General features: G+C 70.9%; 14 protein-coding genes. 1 reads left to right on the top strand and 13 read right to left on the bottom strand.

Going from position 1 to position 16,413, the window contains the following annotated elements:
• Nucleotides 1-415: 415 nt before the first annotated feature.
• From ABH940_RS32415 to ABH940_RS32395, 5 genes are all read right to left on the bottom strand, one after another.
• Nucleotides 416-874, bottom strand: a complete 459-nt coding sequence (locus ABH940_RS32415) for a hypothetical protein (RefSeq protein WP_370072214.1) — start codon at nucleotides 872-874, stop codon at nucleotides 416-418.
• Nucleotides 865-1,098, bottom strand: a complete 234-nt coding sequence (locus ABH940_RS32410; RefSeq protein ID WP_370072213.1) for a hypothetical protein — start codon at nucleotides 1,096-1,098, stop codon at nucleotides 865-867. Before ABH940_RS32410 ends, ABH940_RS32415 begins: the two co-directional genes overlap by 10 nt.
• Nucleotides 1,099-1,343: 245 nt before the next feature.
• Nucleotides 1,344-2,966, bottom strand: a complete 1,623-nt coding sequence (locus ABH940_RS32405) for a serine hydrolase domain-containing protein (RefSeq protein ID WP_370106907.1) — start codon at nucleotides 2,964-2,966, stop codon at nucleotides 1,344-1,346.
• Nucleotides 2,963-4,486, bottom strand: a complete 1,524-nt coding sequence (locus ABH940_RS32400; protein ID WP_370106906.1) for an alpha/beta fold hydrolase — start codon at nucleotides 4,484-4,486, stop codon at nucleotides 2,963-2,965. The genes ABH940_RS32405 and ABH940_RS32400 overlap by 4 nt, the downstream gene beginning before the upstream one ends.
• 593 nt (nucleotides 4,487-5,079) lie before the next feature.
• Nucleotides 5,080-5,646 carry a GNAT family N-acetyltransferase gene (locus ABH940_RS32395; protein WP_370072210.1) on the bottom strand — a complete coding sequence of 189 codons (567 nt, stop codon included), beginning with the start codon at nucleotides 5,644-5,646 and terminating at the stop codon, nucleotides 5,080-5,082.
• 44 nt (nucleotides 5,647-5,690) lie between these two features.
• Between ABH940_RS32395 and ABH940_RS32390 the strand changes: the two genes are divergently transcribed.
• Nucleotides 5,691-6,059, top strand: a complete 369-nt coding sequence (locus tag ABH940_RS32390; RefSeq protein ID WP_370072209.1) for a hypothetical protein — start codon at nucleotides 5,691-5,693, stop codon at nucleotides 6,057-6,059.
• 986 nt (nucleotides 6,060-7,045) lie between these two features.
• On the opposite strand, the gene ABH940_RS32385 is transcribed toward ABH940_RS32390, so the two are convergent.
• The 8 genes from ABH940_RS32385 to ABH940_RS32350 all read right to left on the bottom strand — a co-directional run bounded on the left by ABH940_RS32385 (nucleotide 7,046) and on the right by ABH940_RS32350 (nucleotide 16,409).
• Nucleotides 7,046-7,834, bottom strand: coding sequence for an NAD-dependent epimerase/dehydratase family protein (locus ABH940_RS32385; RefSeq protein ID WP_370106905.1), 789 nt, complete (start codon nucleotides 7,832-7,834; stop codon nucleotides 7,046-7,048).
• A gap of 41 nt (nucleotides 7,835-7,875) precedes the next feature.
• Nucleotides 7,876-9,336, bottom strand: a complete 1,461-nt coding sequence (locus tag ABH940_RS32380; protein ID WP_370106904.1) for a glycoside hydrolase family 28 protein — start codon at nucleotides 9,334-9,336, stop codon at nucleotides 7,876-7,878.
• A 15-nt stretch (nucleotides 9,337-9,351) separates the two neighbouring features.
• Nucleotides 9,352-10,233, bottom strand: coding sequence for an ABC transporter permease (locus ABH940_RS32375; protein WP_370072206.1), 882 nt, complete (start codon nucleotides 10,231-10,233; stop codon nucleotides 9,352-9,354).
• On the bottom strand, nucleotides 10,230-11,144 hold the full coding sequence (locus ABH940_RS32370; protein WP_370072205.1) for an ABC transporter permease: 915 nt from the start codon (nucleotides 11,142-11,144) through the stop codon (nucleotides 10,230-10,232). The genes ABH940_RS32375 and ABH940_RS32370 overlap by 4 nt, the downstream gene beginning before the upstream one ends.
• Nucleotides 11,141-12,304, bottom strand: coding sequence for an ABC transporter ATP-binding protein (locus ABH940_RS32365; RefSeq protein WP_370106903.1), 1,164 nt, complete (start codon nucleotides 12,302-12,304; stop codon nucleotides 11,141-11,143). The genes ABH940_RS32370 and ABH940_RS32365 overlap by 4 nt, the downstream gene beginning before the upstream one ends.
• 14 nt (nucleotides 12,305-12,318) lie before the next feature.
• The gene (locus tag ABH940_RS32360; protein ID WP_370106902.1) at nucleotides 12,319-13,578 is read right to left on the bottom strand and encodes an extracellular solute-binding protein; all 1,260 of its coding nucleotides are present in this window, start codon (nucleotides 13,576-13,578) and stop codon (nucleotides 12,319-12,321) included.
• 63 nt (nucleotides 13,579-13,641) lie between these two features.
• A complete protein-coding gene (gene araD, locus ABH940_RS32355; RefSeq protein WP_370106908.1) occupies nucleotides 13,642-15,381 on the bottom strand; it encodes an L-arabinonate dehydratase in 1,740 nt (579 codons plus the stop codon).
• A 92-nt stretch (nucleotides 15,382-15,473) separates the two neighbouring features.
• Nucleotides 15,474-16,409, bottom strand: a complete 936-nt coding sequence (locus ABH940_RS32350; protein ID WP_370106901.1) for a dihydrodipicolinate synthase family protein — start codon at nucleotides 16,407-16,409, stop codon at nucleotides 15,474-15,476.
• Between the last annotated feature and the right edge of the window lie 4 nt (nucleotides 16,410-16,413).

Raw genomic sequence — 16,413 nt, 5'->3', positions numbered from 1 at the left:
GGCGCAGCCGCTGCTGAGAAGGAGCCGGCCCAGGCCTATCTGTAGCAGCCTCTTGAGAGGTTCCGCCCCTCAGCGTTCGCACCGCAGACGCGAACAGTGGCCGGAGATGGGACTCCCCCGTCTCCGGCCACCGCCATTCACCTCGCCAGCAATGCCCGGAGACCCCCACCACTCCAATCGCCGCGCTGCTGGACGACGCCGGCCTCCTCGGCGCCGGTCGCGGGAGGCCGAATGTCAGGACCCCTACTGCCCCTGCACCATGTGCCAGTGCTGGTGCTCGCCGTGGCCCACGGCTCGGCGCTCCCACCCGCTTCTGGTGGTGAAGCCCGCGTCGTCGGGCGTCCTGATCAGCGCCACGTTGCCCGGACAGGCGCGCCGGCCGGGCAACGGGCCCAAGCAGTTCCGCAGGACAGGGCTACCGACCGGCCTCGACAAGCAGAAAGCGCTGCCGTCCGGCCCGGTAGACCAGCGCGTCCCACCCGGCCTCGCCGAGGACCCGGGCTGCTTCCCCGAGATGCGCTTCGCCGGCGTCGACGGGGCGGTGGCCGCGGCGGTGCTGCCACACCACCCGAAGCACGCCGGGGCGCTCAACGCTGATCTGCAGACCGTCCTCAACGACGGCGCCCTGGCCGTCGAGGGCGCAGAACGCGGCGCCGGCGGCTTCCAGCGCCAGGCCGACCGCTTGGAGCGGGCGCGCTCGCTCCCACGGGGCAGGGAGGTCTGGGTGCTCGGGCTGCATCAGACGCCGGATCTGCTGGAGCGACTCCCATGCCTGCGCCACGGCGGGAGCACGGTCGCCGACGACCTGCCCCGCGACCTCGTGTCCGGTCCGGGCGGTGAAACCCGCCTGGCCCGAGGTGGGGCTCATCGCCATCGCGGAGACAGGGTCGAAGTGACCTCTCGATGTGAAGACTTCAGGACGAGGGTGCGTTCGCCTTTGCCGACAGCGTCGTCGATCTTCTTGATCTCCGACCAGGTGAAGCCCTCTTTACGCAGCTTGTTGCGGTCGCTGGGGCGAATGTGCTGGATGTCGTGCTTGTCGACGGTGGTCATGCCCGGCGGCCAACGTCGCGCCGAGCCACTGGTCATCTTGGCCATGAACAAGCTCCCTCGGACGACCTCTCAACAGCGGTGCCATCCCAGCCTGCGCGTTGGCTGCTGTCCGCGGCAACCAACCGACTCACACCAACAGCCACGCCACACCTCGCACGGGGCCTCCGGATCCGCCTCCACGGCACGTCGCAGCACGGGCTCGCCCGCAGTGCGCCCCGCGCGAGATTTCGGGTGGAGCGCACCGTCGTGTCCGGGTCGCGTCCGGGCGCTGCCCGGCTGCTTGTGGTGGGTCAGGGCGTCGGCTGGTCGGTGCGGCGGTGGAGCCGTCCGTGGTTGCGCCACCACCAGACCTGGCCCCCGGGTCCACGCACGAAGTCACAGCGGGTGCCGATCGGCCGGCCGGAAGTGTCGAGGTCGAGTCCGAAGTCGGGGCGGTAGAAGGCCACACCCAGTTCGCTGGTCTCGCCCTGGGTGGTCAGGGTTCCCTGCAGGCGGCCCTGGTGGGCGCGGAACTCGACGTGGGCGTCCTCCCACGTGCCGGCCTCGTTGATCCGCCTGCTCAGGTAGTGGCCCTCGTAGGGCGCCAGTTCTGCGGCGCTCAGCTGTCGCGGTTCGGCGGGAAGGTTGCTGACCTGGGCGAATCGCCGCAGCGCCCAGTCGTCGGTGAAGAGCTCGTCGCGCAGGCGCGAGCCGCCGACCGAGTTGGTGAGCAAAGTGAGCGCGAAGCCACGGCCCGGCACCATCAGGAAGCCGGAGATCTGGCCCGGCCAGGTGCCTCCGTGCTGCACGATCCGAGGTCCTTGGGCCGTGGGCCGCAGCATCCAGGTGATGCCCATCCCGTCGAGTTCCACCACGAGCGTGCCGCCGGGCCCCGGCCGCGAGCGCATCTCGGTCAGCGCCGCTCTGCTCAGCAGCCTCGTGCCGTTGCGGGTCGTGCCGTCGCCGAGGTGGAAGCGGGCCCAGTCGAGCTGGTCGCGCACGCTGGAGATCAGGCCGCCGGTCGGCGTGAGACTGCGCGGTTGAGGCCAGAAGGAAGGCTCCACCACCGCTTTGCCGTTGACGACGTCGTGCGGGGCGGCGACGTTGAGGCCGATGATCTCGTCGCTGAAGAAGTGGCTGTGCCGCAGGTCGAGCGGGTCAAGGAGCAGGCGGCGTACCGCGCCTTCGTAGGTGAGGCGGGTGGCGACCTCCAGGATGCGGCCGGCGACGCAGAGCCCCGCATTGTTGTAGGCGAACGTCCGGCCTACCGCAGTGAGTTGGGGCAGGCGGGTCATGGAGTCCACGAAGCGGGCGACGGCGTTGTCGCCGCGGCCGAAGTCCTGGTAGTCGTCGCCGAGCCAGCCGGAGCTGTGGCCCAGGAGTTGACGTAGCGTCACCTTACGGGAGGCGCTGCGGTCGGCCACCGCGAACTCGGGCAGGTACCGGCGGACGGGCGCGTCGAGGTCGATCGTGCCGCGTTCGACCAGTCGCATCACAGCCGTGCCGGTGAAGGTCTTCGTGGTCGAGCCGACCCGGAAGAGCGTGTCCGCGTCGACGGGCACGGGGTGGTCGACGTTGGTGACGCCGTAACCCCGGACGTATTCGCGGTCCCCCAGAAGCACGCCCACCGCCGCCCCCGGGATCGCGTAGGCCGCCATGGCGGCCTCGATCCTGGCGTCGAGCTCGCGCAGCAGCGAGGAGAACGCGCTGTCCCCGGTGCCGATGGACCGTCGGACGGCGGCGCGGGCCGGTGCCGGTGTGAGTGACAGGGCCGCGCCTCCAGCGGCGACGGTGAGCAGGTTGCGGCGCGAGAGCGGGCGGGAGGCGCCGGGCACGGTGGCCGCGGGGGCGTCCAGGCTCGTGGGAGCGGCGAAGGCGGCGGCGTCAGCGGTGTGTTCGGCCTGGTCCAAGGCCGTCGGCGTCACCTCGTTCACCTCGGTCCGATGATGAACCGCACGGGCCGCACCGAGGCCACGCAACGGGTATCGGGGGCTTCGGGGCGGTCGTAGAAGGAGGTGATCACGTGTGAGCCGCAGGGGTTGAAGATCACGCCGTGCGCGACGCCGGCGAGCGTCACCACGGTCGAGTTCCGCAGTGTCAGCGCCGCGTAGCGCCCCCAGACCGCGCCCGTCTGCGCGTCGAAGCTCCCGGAGATGGCCAGGGTCGGGATCGTGCTCCAGGTGACCGCGCGGATGGACGGGTCCGCCGCGGGGACGTCCCAGGCCCGGCAGGCCTGGCGCAGGAACGCCAGCTGCGGCGCTTGGGCCAGGACGGACGTGGGGAAAGTCGGGAAGGCCCTCAGGCCGGCCGTCAGCTGCTCGCGCGCGGTCTCGAAGGGGACCCACTCGCTGCACCACACGCTCAGGGACAGGCCGTGGGCGAAGATTCCCTCGCGGCCGGGCAGGCGGGTGCTCGCCCACTGCTCGGCGACCAGTCGCGGGTCGCCGTGCGCCAGCTCGTCCACGGCCAGCGGGAAGTCGGCGGGAGTGTGGCTGGCCCGGATCATCCAGTTCACCAGTGCTCCGCCGTCCAGGGCCACCCTCGCCGGCCCGACCACCCCCGGCACGGTCACCCGCGTGGTGACCGGGTGGGCCTCCAACCGGCTCACCAGGTCGGTGAACACGGCCGCGAGCTGCGGGTAGCGACGGCGGCAGGCGGGCTGCGCCGCGCACGCACCGGTCATGTTGTCGAACGACTCCTTGACGCTGCTCCAGGTCCAGCCGGGCGTCGCCACCGATGGCGGCACCACCCCGTCCAGCGTCACCGAGCGGATCCCCTGCGGGAACCGGCGCATGTAGGTCAACGCCAGCTCGGTTCCGTAGGAGTGGGAGAACACGTTCCATTCCCGGATGCCGAGTGCCGTCCGCAGGTCCGCCAGGTCGGCCGCACTCTCCGAAGAGTTGTACGCCGCGAGGTCAACGCCCTCGGCGGCCAGCCGGTCGCGGCAGGCGGACACCGCCTCCACGTACAGGCGGCCGGTGGAGGGCGCGTCATAGCGCAGCCCGATCCGCTGCTGGTAGAACCGGTCGATCTCGGGGCAAGTCAAGGCGGGTGGCGAGGACAGCGTCCCGCGCTGCGACATGACGACGAGATCGCGGTCCCGGTTCAGACCGGTCTCGGTGAGCAGCGGAATGTCGCTGACGGCGTCCTGCCCCGGGCCCCCGGGCAGGAACACGATCGGGTCCCCGTGCGGCCCCGGAGACTGGGAGGGGACGATCGCGACGGCCAGTCGAAGCTTTCGCCCGTCAGGCCGGGTCCGGTCCTGCGGCACCACCAGGTATCCGCAGCTGGCCCTTACACCGTGCGGAAGCGTGGACGGGCACGAACCCGGCACGAACCACGACGTGTGCCCCGCCCGCCCCACCACGGAACCCTCGGCCGCGGCTCCGCTCGGCACCGCCGCCAGAGTCGTAGCCAGCAGGCCGGCCAGGACAGCTCGCTTCACGGCTCTCATCACGACACCTCACATCTGCTGCAGACGCCCAAAGTCACCGGCCCGCATCTGCGGACTGATGCGCCATCAGGTACCCGGTCCCGCATACAGCCCACCAAGGATCACCATTTAGAAGGACACCGCTTGCTGACTTTGGCGGGCCTCCTTCCCGGCTGCCCAGGCCGGGACAGACACCCCCGTGCGGCAAACTCACCATGGGTGGTTCATGGTCGGCCGGGCTCTGACCGGGGAGACGCGCTGGAGCGAACCCGGTCATGCCGTCCGACGAGTCGGTGACTCTCCTGCTCGATATGCACAGCGCAGAGATCACCGCACGAAACCCCGTGATCCCCGTCCCCGTCATGGACCGCATGGATGAGGTCGCCACCCCGTTGCTCGACGCTCCAGGCCGCCCGCCGCAGGGCTAGGCCCTGTCGTCAAACTCGCGTCGGATCAGCCCGGGTTGTCTGGTGCGGCCAGCTGCAAGGCGGAGGGTCGCCCTCGTACTGGGCCGTACTTGGGCGATGCGACAACGCAGCGTGGGGCCCCCCGGCCGAAGGCTGGGGGAGGCCGTACCAGGCGAGCCGGGCCCGGCGGGAGTTTGACGACAGGGCCTAGCCCGCGACGGGATCACCCGCGAGTCGTGCGTGCAGGTGCTCATCGTGCAGCTCACCGTCCCCATACCGGTACGAGGAACGCAGCTCGCCCTCCAGCACGAAACCGGCCTTCACCGCGACCCGGCAGGAGGCGTGGTTCTCCCGCCCGTGCAGCACTTGCAGCCTCGTCAGCCCGAGTGTCCCGAACGCCCAGTCGGCGACCGAGATCAGCGCCGTGGTGGCGACCCCCTGGCCGCGGGCCCAGGGCGCGACCCGGTAGCCGATCTCGGCGCAGGAGTTGCGCACATCGATCTCGGACAGCGATACCGTCGCGAGCAACGTGCGCTCGGCAGCATCGAAAACGCCCCACTGCGCCGAGGCCCCGCTGTTCCAGCCGGACCAGCGTTCACACCAGGCCCGCGCGCTCTCCTCGTCGCTGACCCGGGTCAACCCGTTCCACAGCCGGATCTCGGGGTCCTGCGCCATCGCCAGCACCTCCCCGGCCTCGCGCAGTGAAGGCGGACGGAGCCGATAGCGGCCGGTGACGATCTCCACGGGCTCCAGCAAAAGATCAGGTGCAGCCATGCTGCGTATTGTGCCGGACACCGGCACGGCGGCCGGCCCACACCGTGGAACCACCCACGCCGGCCGGCGGCGCGGGCAGGGAGAAGGGCGACCGCCCCGGGCGCTCGTGCGACGCCGAGCACGCCCACAACCTGCTCATCCGCGCCGGACGCCTTCTCACGGTCTACTGGATCGCTGTCGGCGGCTCGAGCATCACTGACATGCCGGGCGTGCAGATGGTCTTCGGCACGGGCACCGTCCCCGCCGACACCCTGCTCTGCACCTGCAAAGCCAGGAGATGGCCGACTGGCGGCGTGAGAGATGCGCAGGACCTGGCCGTCCTGGTCCAGCACCCACGGCGCCGGCCGTCGCACGGCCACCACTCCCGGCGGTCGGTCAGGTCCACGCCCTGCTCCAGCAACTCCAGCGGCTGAGCAACGGTGCCAAGAAGTCGGACCGGTAACGACGGTCTCCCCGCCGAAGCCGGCGGGGAGACCTTTGTCGTCGAGGGCCTGTTGGCCGCTGTCCCCGCAGAGTTGCCGGGATCGGGCCGATTTGAGCGAGCTGACGACAAGGCAGAACCTCCTCCCGGTCCAGGCCACCGGTTCGCGACCGTCGACGCGGAGCCGCGAGGTGGCCCGGGCGGCTGCTTGCGACTGGCTCCGCTGGACTCTGCGCCGTGGCGCTGGAACGAGTGGGTCTTCGCATCGAAGATCCACTCGGTGCACACCCCGAAGCTGTCCTGACGCGTGATGCCCACGCCCTTGCGGCCCAGCGTGTCCACGGCGTTCGGCACCAGTTCCGTGCCGGGGATCAGCGACGCAGCCCAGTAGAAGGCGGCGCTCGCCGCCGGAGCCGTCGTCCCGCCCAGCGCGTCGCCGATGGCGACGAAGGCTTCGTCGTCGGGGTCGTGTCCGTTGCCCTTGGTCTGGGCGTAGATGACCTATACCAGCTCGTGCGGGTCGGCCGGCAGCGTGGCCAAGTAGGCGTAGGTGGGGGTCTGAATGCTCGGCTGGGTGACGGGGTCAAGCGACTGGTGGGGCGCAGTGGCATCCGGAGCCTCCAACAGGCCCGCCTTGCTGGCGTCCACCGACAGCCAGAGCTGCCACTGAGTCGGAGCAAGACAGTCGAAATGGTCGCTGCGCGGCGCGGTGCCGCTGTTGGCCTGTAGGCCGTGTCGGTGATGCTGTCCAGCAGCTCCACCGCCTGCCGGTGCGAACCCGCGAGGGGCTCGCCGACGGCCATCAGGGCGGTGGTGCTCCCGCCGGGGCCGTTGCCGCCGCCGGGGGAAGTGGTCAGCGCGACCGCGGCGACGGTGGCAGCCGCCGCGGTCAATGCGCCTGCCGCCAGCCACATACGGCGGGCAACCGACGGTGCTGCGGGCTTGTGGATCTCGGCGTCTCGGAGTGCTGGCGCGCGGTCAAAGGCCCACCGCCAGCGAGCCGCCGACGAACACCGCGTCGGGATCGTCGGGCGCGAGCTCTCCGTGCGTCACCAGGAGCTCCTTGGCGTACTCCTCGGCATCCTCGGCGGGCCGGTAGCCGAGGGCTCGCGCGCTGTCCAGTTCCCACCAGCCGCGGGTGTTGGCGGAGACGCCGTTGACGGTGGCGTAGCGCAGGCCGGGGGCGCCCAGGAGGGCGTCGACGAGGCGGACGGCGTCGCCGGGGCTGAGCCAGGTGGCCAGGTGGCGCAGCGTGGTGGGGCGCTCGAAGCAGCTGCCGATCCGCACGCAGGCCACCGCCATGCCGTAGCGGTCGGCATAGTAGGAGCCGAGCGCCTCGCCGAAGGCCTTCGTCACTCCGTAGAGGGAGTCGGGCCGGACCCGGGCGGCGCCGTCCAGGACCGGTCCGGCACGGTGCCGGCCCACGGCGTGGTTGCTGCTGGCGTAGACGACCCGGCGTACCCCGGCCCGGCGGGCGGCCTCGAACACCTGGTAGCTGCCGTCGATGTTGGTGTGCAGCAGCGTCAGGAAGTCGGTCTCCCCGGGAATCCCGGCGAGATGGACCACCGCGTCCACGGCGTCCATCGCCTCGGCCAGGAGGCCCGGGTCGGTGATGTCGCCGGTGATCCACTCCAGGCCGTCGTCCGGGCCGTCACCGTCCACACCGCCCGGGGTTCGCAGGTCGAGGCAGCGCAGCCGCCAGCCGAGGGCGGGCAGTCCCTGGCGGAGGAAGCCGCCCACTCCCCCGGCGGCGCCCGTGAGCAGCACGCTCCTCCCGGGCGCCGGGTCGTGTGGTGGTGGGGCCACGGTCACTGGGGAACTCCGTTGACGGTCACGTCGGTGAGGTCGAGTTCGGTGACGTTGACGGCCACGTTGGGCTGGGCCAGCGGGCCCGCGACGGAGATGTCGCTGAGGCGGACGGTGCCGACCGGGTCGGTGGCGTAGCCGGCGACGTTCCAGCCCTGGGTGGCGGCGGTGACGGTCCAGTGGCGGAGGTTGATGTCGGTCACCTGGGGCGGGTACTGGCCGGTGTTGCCCTCGCCGTAGTTGTAGTCGATCAGCAGCAGCGGTCCGCCGATCGCGGTGACGTTCACGCGCTGGACATGGGTGCCCTCGATGAACCCGCCGCGTACCGAGTTGGTCTTGAGCCGGTGCCCGGACTGGAGTCCGGTGCTGGTCATGGTCAGGTCGCGGGCGTAGACGTTGCGGACCCCGCCGGTCATCTCGCTGCCGATGGTGACGCCGCCGTGCCCGTTGGCGAAGGTGCTGTTCTGGATGACGATGTTCTGGCTGGGCACGTTGACGCGCCGGCCGTCCGTGTCGCGGCCGGACTTGACCGCGATGCAGTCGTCACCGCAGTTGAAGGAGACCGAGTCGATGAGCACGCCGTCGCAGCACTCGGGGTCGCAACCGTCGGTGTTCGGCCCGGTGGAGTCCACGGTGACGCCGCGCACGGTGACGTCCTTGCTCAGGGTGGGGTGCAGGTGCCAGAACGGGGAGTTGCGGAAGGTGACTCCCTCGATGAGGACCCGTTCGCAGCGGTGGGGCTCCACGAAGCAGGGGCGGAAGTGGTACTGGGTCCCGTCGCGCTGGGAGACGGGCAGTCCGGCGTTGACGGCGGCTTCGAAGGCGGTGAAGTCGGTGCCGTCGATGCCCTTCCAGGCCCACCAGTTGGCGGTGGAGGCCTGTCCGTCCAGAACTCCCTCGCCGGTGATCGCGATGTCGGTCTGCTCGAAGGCGTAGACGAGCGGTGAGTAGTTCATCAGCTCGATGCCCTGCCAGCGGCTGAAGACGGTGGGCAGGTAGGACGCCGGGTCGGTCGAGAAGAGCAGCGTCGCTCCGGCCTGGAGGTGCAGTTCGATGCGGGAGCGCAGGTGGATGGGGCCGGTGGCGAAGGTCCCTGCGGGTACGGTCACCCGGCCTCCGCCCCGGGCGGTGGCCGCGGCGACGGCAGCCGCGATGGCGGCGGTGTTGTCGGTGGTGCCGTCGGCGACCGCGCCGAAGTCGGTGATCGGGAAGTTCCGGCGCGGGATGCGGGGCCGGCGGATGCCGTCGACGATCCGGTCGGCGGCGCGGTCGGCGTCCCGGTCAGCCTGGCGCCCCAGGTCCCGGCTGGGGACGAGCGGGACGGTGCGGGCCCCCGAGGTGCTCGCGGTGGCGGCGAACGCGGTGCCGCCCAGGGCGGCGCCTGCGCCGATCGCGCCGCCCAGCGCGATGGCGGTGCGCAGGACCTGTCGGCGGTTCGGCCGGGGGACGTTGTGCTCGGGCATGTCGGTGGCGGCCTCTCAGTCGGAGGAACGGGCGACGAGCTGGGTGGGGTTGACGAAGCGCAGCGCGATGAGCAGCAGCACCGCCATGGAACCGGTGTAGATCACGGCCATGGCGTCGATGGACTGGGTGGACCGGATGCCGGCCGAATTGACCGCGGAGAAGAGCGCGACGATCAGGGTCTGGCTGGTCGGTCCGGAGGTGAGGAAGGTCAGTTCGAACATGCCGAAGGTGCGCACCAGCACCAGGATTCCCGCGGCGAGCATCCCGGGCAGCAGCAGTGGGGTCAGAATCCGGGTCAGCACCCTCCAGGTGGAGGCCCCGCACATGCGGGCTGCGGCCTCGATCTTGGGGTCGATCTGCTCGATGAACGGCGTCATGGTGAAGACGACGAAGGGGATCGACGGCACCAGGTTGGCCAGCACGACACCGGTGACCGAGCCGGCCAGGTGGAACTTGTACAGGACGGTGGCCAGCGGGATGCCGTAGGCGATCGGCGGCACGAGGATCGGCAGCACGAAGAGCGTGACCAGCAGCTTCTTGCCGGGGAAGGAGCGACGGGCCAGGGCGTAGGAGGCGGGCACCGCCAGCGCCAGGGAGATCACCACGACCAGCAGGGTCACCTCGAGCGTGGTTCCCAGGACTTGGCCGAGGTTGAACTCCGTCCAGGCCTGGCTGTACCAGGTGCCGGTCCAGCCGGTGGGAAGCCAGCTGTCGAACCAGCTGCGGCCGAAGGAGTTCACCAGCACGGTGACGATGACGCCGAGCAGGTTGACGAAGAAGAAGCCGAGGACGGCCCAGGTCAGCCAGGCCCCTGGACGCAGCGCCAGTCCGGGTCCGCGCCGGCGGGGCACCTCGGCGGTACGGGGCCCGGGGGCGCGGTCGAGTACGGTGGTCATCCCTTGCCTCCGGTGGCGCCGCTGTAGAGCCGGGAGCGCAGGCCGGTGACGGCGGCGATGACGGCGAGCATGAGCAGCGTCATGATCACCGCGTCGGCGCAGCCCTGCGCGTAGTCGAAGCGCTCCAGGGCGGCCTCGTAGGCCTCGATGGAGATCACGTGGGTCTTGCCGTCGGGATCGCCGACCATCATCGCGGAGGGGAACACGGCGAAGGCCATCACGAAGCTGAGGCAGAAGGTCGTCATCAGGCCCGGCAGCAGCAGCGGGAAGGTGACGTGACGGAACCGCTGCCACCAGCCGGCCCCGAGGGTGGCCGCGGCCTTCTCCAGGCTTGGGTGGATGCCGGAGAGGTAGGAGTGGGTCAGCAGGTAGGCGAAGGGGAACCCGCTGATGATCAGGGAGAGCAGCACCCCGCTGTAGTTCATGGTCAGCTGCACCGGTGAGGACGCGAGGCCGAGCAGGTGCAGAGTGCGGTTGAACCAGCCGGACGGCCCGTAGAACTCCAGGATGCCCTCGGCGGTCAGGACCGTGCCGAGCGTGATCGGCACCACCAGCAGTGCCAGCATGAGCCGCTTGCCCCGGAACTCGCGGCGCATCCGGTAGGAGATCGGCACCGAGACACCGACGTTGATCAGCGAGGCGGGGATGGCCAGCGAGAAGGTGGCCCAGATCGACTTGCGGGCGAAGGGGTCGGCGAAGAACTGTTGGTAGGCGCCGAACACTCCGCCCTTGGCCGGCTGGAAGGAGAGCTGCAGACCGTACAGGAACGGGTAGCAGAACAGGGCGACGACGGCGAGGGCCCCGGGCAGGAGCAGCAGCAGCGTCCGGTCGACTCCGCGTTCGGCCAGCCGGTGGCGCAGCGCGGTTGCGGGCTGCGCGGTTCGCTCGGCGGCCGCCGTGGTCGCGGTCACCGGGGTTCTCCCGTGGCGGGCACATCGGCGGCGGTGCCAGGATCGGCTTCGGCCGGTCGCGGAAAGATCAGGGCACGGTCGGCGTCCACCGCGAGGGCCAGGGCATCACCGGGGCGTACCGGGCCGGAGGCCTTGAGGTGGATCCGGTCGCCGCCGCGGGTGACCGCCTCGACGTGCAGCACCCGGCCGTGGTACTCGACGATCTCGGCGACTGCCTCGGCGATCGACTGCTCACCGTTCTCGGCGACCCGCAGGTCCTCGGGGCGGATCGCCACCGTCACCGCCCGGCCGGCCAGGGGCCGTTCCGAGCCGACCACGGTGCCGCGCAGTCGCAGACCGCGGCCCGCGGCGAAGGTCCCGGCCGGGTCGGTGGCGGCCAGTTCCAGCTCCAGCAGGTTGCGGTAGCCCATGAAGGCCGCCACGTGCGGATCGGCCGGGTGCTCGTACAGCTCGGCGGGGGTGCCGATCTGGCTGACCCGGCCGGCGCGGAGCACGACCAGACGGTCGGCCAGGGACAGCGCCTCCTCCTGATCGTGCGTCACGTAGATGGTGGTGAGTCCGAACTCCTGGTGGATACGCCGGATCTCGCTGCGCATCTCCAGTCGCAGGGCGGCGTCCAGGTTCGACAGGGGTTCGTCCATCAGCACCAGCGGTGGTTCCATGACGATGGCACGGGCGATCGCGACCCGCTGCTGCTGGCCGCCGGAGAGCTGCCCGGGGTGCTTGTGCGCCTGCTCGGTCAGCCGTACCAGACGCAGCACCTCGTCGACCCGGCGGGTGGTCTCGGCCTTGCCGACACCCCGCATCTTCAGGCCGAACGCGACGTTGGCGCGCACGGTCAGGTGCGGGAAGAGGGCATAGTTCTGGAAGACCATGCCGAAGCCCCGCCTCTCCGGCGGCAGGGTGTCGATCCGGCGGCCGTCCAGGGTGATCTCACCCGTGGTCAGCGGGAGCAGGCCGGCCAGGCAGTTCAAGGCGGTGGTCTTGCCGCAGCCGGAGGGGCCCAGCAGGGCGACGAACTCGCCGCCGCGGATGGTCAGGTCCAGCGGCTGCAGCGCGGTGTGGGCACCATAGGCGCGGCTGACGCCGCTCAGTCGCAGTTCCCCGAGCTGGGAGGCGACGCGTGGTTCCGGCAGGGCGGGGGCGGGGGCGGAGGTCATGTGGGTCACCGTGCTCACTTGGTCGCGCCGATGTTCTTGTCCCACAGGTCGAAAGCGGTGACCTGGGCGGTGGCGGGCAGCGAGTTCTTGATCGGGTTGTCGGCCATCCAGGTGTCGAAGTCCGGGTCGCCGTAGGTGGCCACGACCTGCTGGGAGGAAGCCGGGGCCTGGCTGAGCGTCACGCCCTTGACCGCCGGGCCGGGGTAGAAGTAGCCCTGGTCGTAGGTGACGGCCTGCTGCTCGGGGGTGAGCACGAACGCCAGCAGCTGCAGGGCGGCGATCAGCTCGTCGTCGGAGACGCCCTTGGGGATGACGCCGTACTGCGCGTCGCTGACCCAGGTGAGGTTGTCGAACTTGGCGACCTTCATCGACGCCGGGACGGTTCCCAGTGCGCGCGGGTTGATGTACCAGCCGGTGGTGGACGCGATCACCTGGACCGTGCCCTGGGCCAGGTTGGTCATCAGCGTCGAGGTCTTGGTCGGATAGGTGCTGATGTACTTGTTCAGTTCGGTCAGGTAGGCCCAGGTCTTGGCCCAGCCGTTCACGGGGTCGGTCGGGTCGCTGTCGCCGAGCAGGTAGGGCAGGCCCATCAGGAAGGTCCGGCCGGAACCGGAGTTGCGCGGCTCGGCGTACTGGAACCTGCCGGGATTGGCCTTGGCCCAGTCCAGCAGCGCGTTCGTGGTGGTGGGCACGGTAGGGACCTTGGCCGGGTCGTACTCCAGCAGTGGTCCGGAGGGGTACCAGACCAGCTCGATCCCCTGGTCCTGGGCGAGGGTGGCCATCGACGCGGCGGGGGCCTGGTAGTTGGCCATCAGACCAGGGAAGAAGGTGGCGTAGTACGGCTTGAGGTCGTACCACAGGCCCTTGCTGATTCCAGCCGAGAGGCCGTCGGTTCCGGTGAGCACCAGCTGGATCTGCACATTGCCGGCCTGCTGCTGGGCCTGCACCTTGGGGGCGAGCTCGGGAGCCGTACCGGTGGTGGTGGTGATGCCGGAGACGACGTCGGGGTGCTTGGCCTTGAAGGCGTCGATGATCGGCTGGGTCAGCTTGAGGTTTCCGGCAACGTCCAGGATGTTCAAGGTCACCGGCTTGGACGGCTTGGTGGCCAGCGTGCTGGGGGCGGCCTGGCCGGTGCTGCCGCTACTGGGGGCGCCGCAGGCGGCGAGCACGGGCACGGCAGCGGCGCCGATGGCGAGGGTGCCGAGCACGCTGCGCCGGGAGGGGCCTCTGCTGTCACTTGGGGCGGCGTGGTGGACGGCGTTGTCTGCAGGCATGGCTGTGGAAGCCCTTCGGTCATAGGTGGTGAGCGGGGGCCTTGCGTGGGGATGGCGTGGGAGCTACTGGGGGTCGGGCGCGGGGTTGTGACCGGGCCTGGCCAGGAAGTCGAAGTCGCAGCCTTCGTCGGCCTGTTGGACGTGCTCCGCGTAGAGGGCTCCGTAGCCGCGCTGGTGGTGCGGCTCGGGCGGCTGCCATGCGGCGCGGCGTCGCCGCAGCTCCGCGTCGTCGACATCCAGGTGCAGCCGGCGGCCGGGAACGTCGAGGGTGATCAGATCGCCGTCGCGGACCAGGGCGAGCGGGCCGCCCGCGTGGGACTCGGGTGCGACGTGCAGGACGCAGGTGCCGTAGCTGGTGCCGCTCATCCGCGCGTCCGAGATCCGCACCAGGTCCGTGACGCCGCGTTCGAGCAGGTAGGCCGGGATGGGCAGCATGCCGTACTCCGGCATCCCCGGGCCGCCGAGCGGGCCGGCGCCGCGCAGCACCAGGACGCTGTTCTCCGTGACGGCGAGTGCCGGGTCGTCGATGCGCTGCTGCAGATCCTGGTAGGAGTCGAAGACCACGGCCGGGCCAGTGTGGGTGAGCAGCTTCGGATCGGCGGCCAGGTGCTTGATCACCGCGCCCCCGGGCGCCAGGTTACCGCGCAGCACCGCGACGCCGCCTTCCTTCGCGACCGGGTCCTGCGGGGTGCGGATCACGCGGCCCGCTGCCGGAGCGTTGCCCTCAAGGGCCTGCGTGTCCTGGTAGTACGTGGCGAAGTCCGCACCGGTGACAGTGATCCGCTCCGGGTGCAGCGCGCCGGGCACCCGTGCGAGCTGCGCGAGCAGGGTGGGCAGGCCACCGGCGTAGTAGAAGTCCTCCATCAGGTGGTCGCCGACCGGGCGGACGTCCGCCAGCACCGGGACCCGGGAGCCGATCTCGTCGAAGTCCTCCAGGGAGAGCGTCACGCCGACGCGCCCCGCCATCGCGATCAGGTGGATCAGCGCGTTGGTGGAGCCGCCGAGGCAGAGCACGGTCGCGACGGCGTCCTCGAACGCCGCACGGGTCATCACCCGTGCCGGGGTCAGCTGTTCACGGACCATCCCCACGACGCGGGCGCCGGACGCGGCAGCCATCCGGTGGTGGGCGGAGTCCACCGCGGGGATGGCCGAGGCGCCGGGCAGCGCCATGCCGAGCGCCTCGGCGGCAGCGGTCATGGTGGAGGCCGTGCCCATGGTCATGCAGTGGCCGGGCGAGCGGGCCAGCCCGCATTCGACCTCGGCCAGCTCGCACTCACCGATGCGCCCGGCACGGTACTCGTCCCAGTAGGCCCACAGGTCCGTGCCGCTGCCGAGGGGCCGGCCCCGGTAATGGCCGCGCAGCATCGGCCCGGCGGGCACCACGATCGCCGGCAGTCCCGCGCTGGCGGCCCCCATGAGCAGGGCCGGGACGGTCTTGTCACAGCCACCCATCAGCACGGCGCCGTCCACCGGATAGCTGCGGAGCAGTTCCTCCGCCTCCATCGCGAGCAGATTGCGGTAGAGCATCGGGGTGGGCTTCTGGAACGTCTCCGAGAGCGTCGCGACCGGGAACTCGAGCGGGAAGCCGCCCGCCTGCCATACGCCGCGCTTGACCTGCTCGGCACGCTCGCGCAGGTGCATGTGGCAGGGGTTGATGTCGGACCAGGTGTTCAGGATCGCGATGACCGGCTTGCCGAGGTGTTCCTCGGGCAGGTAGCCCAGTTGTCGCATCCGGGACCGGTGGCTGAAGGCGCGCAGTTTCCCGCCGGTCGCTCCGGTGCCGAACCAGGCCGCGCTCCGCAGTGGTGGACCCTCCGGCTGCTCACCCGGCTCCCGCTCCCCCGGCTCCGGCTCCGGCTCCGGCTCCGGCTCCAGGTCCAGCTCCGTAAAGGTGTTCACAACCACCCCTCGGTCCGCCACCGGCCGACCAGCGCCTGGATCTGGTCGCGCAGCGGGGCCGGAAGTATTCGCGACGGCGGGCGCACGGTGCGTTCCGCCAGGTCGAGCTGGGCCAGAGCCTCCTTGACGACACTGACGTTGTCGGCCGAGGAGTCGGCCGCCCGCAGCTCCTCGAAGCTGCGGGCCTGCTCCCACACAGCCATGGCCTTGTCGAAGTCTCCGCCGCGCAGCGCCTCCAGCAGTGCCAGCGAGAGCCGGGGCACGACGTTGACCAGGCCGGAGGTGAAGCCGGCGGCGCCCACCGCCCAGTAGCCGGGCGCGGACAGTTCGGCCAGCCCCGCGATCCAGGCGAAGCGGGTGACCCCCGCGTCGCGCGCCACCGATGCGAACCGCACCGGATCGGGAACGGCGTACTTGACACCGATGACGTTCGGGCAGGCGTCGGCGAGGGCGGCGATCTGCTCGCCGCCGATGCGCGGATCGCGGATGTAGAGGACGACGCCGAGCTCGGGCACCGCCTCGGCCACCTGCCGGTGGTAGGCCACCCAGCCCTCGGCCGACCGGTAGGGATGCACCGGCTGATGAACCATCAGCGATCCGCAGCCTGCCGCACGGGCGTGCGTGGCCGCGGCCACGGCTCCGGCCGCGTCCAGTCCGACACCGGCCATCACCTCCGCGCGGCCGTCGACCGCCTCGACGGCCGATTCCACAGCACGACGGGTCTCGTCCAAGGTGAGTGTGTAGAACTCGCCGGTGTTGCCGTTGGGCGTGACCACCTCGACGCCGTGGTCGACCAGTCGGCGGATCAGCGCCGCATGGGCAATCCAGTCCACTTCCGCACCGCCGGGTTGGAAGGGCGTGATGGGGATCGCGACGACGGTCTGCAGGCGGGACCGGAGTCGGATCAGGGCGTCGGGTACGGCGACGGGCATGAGT

Source organism: Streptacidiphilus sp. BW17 (assembly GCF_041262485.1).
Taxonomy (GTDB): Bacteria; Actinomycetota; Actinomycetes; order Streptomycetales; family Streptomycetaceae; genus Streptacidiphilus.
Note: the sequence above shows the minus strand (reverse complement) of the source record. Positions and strands in the feature narration are given on the sequence as shown.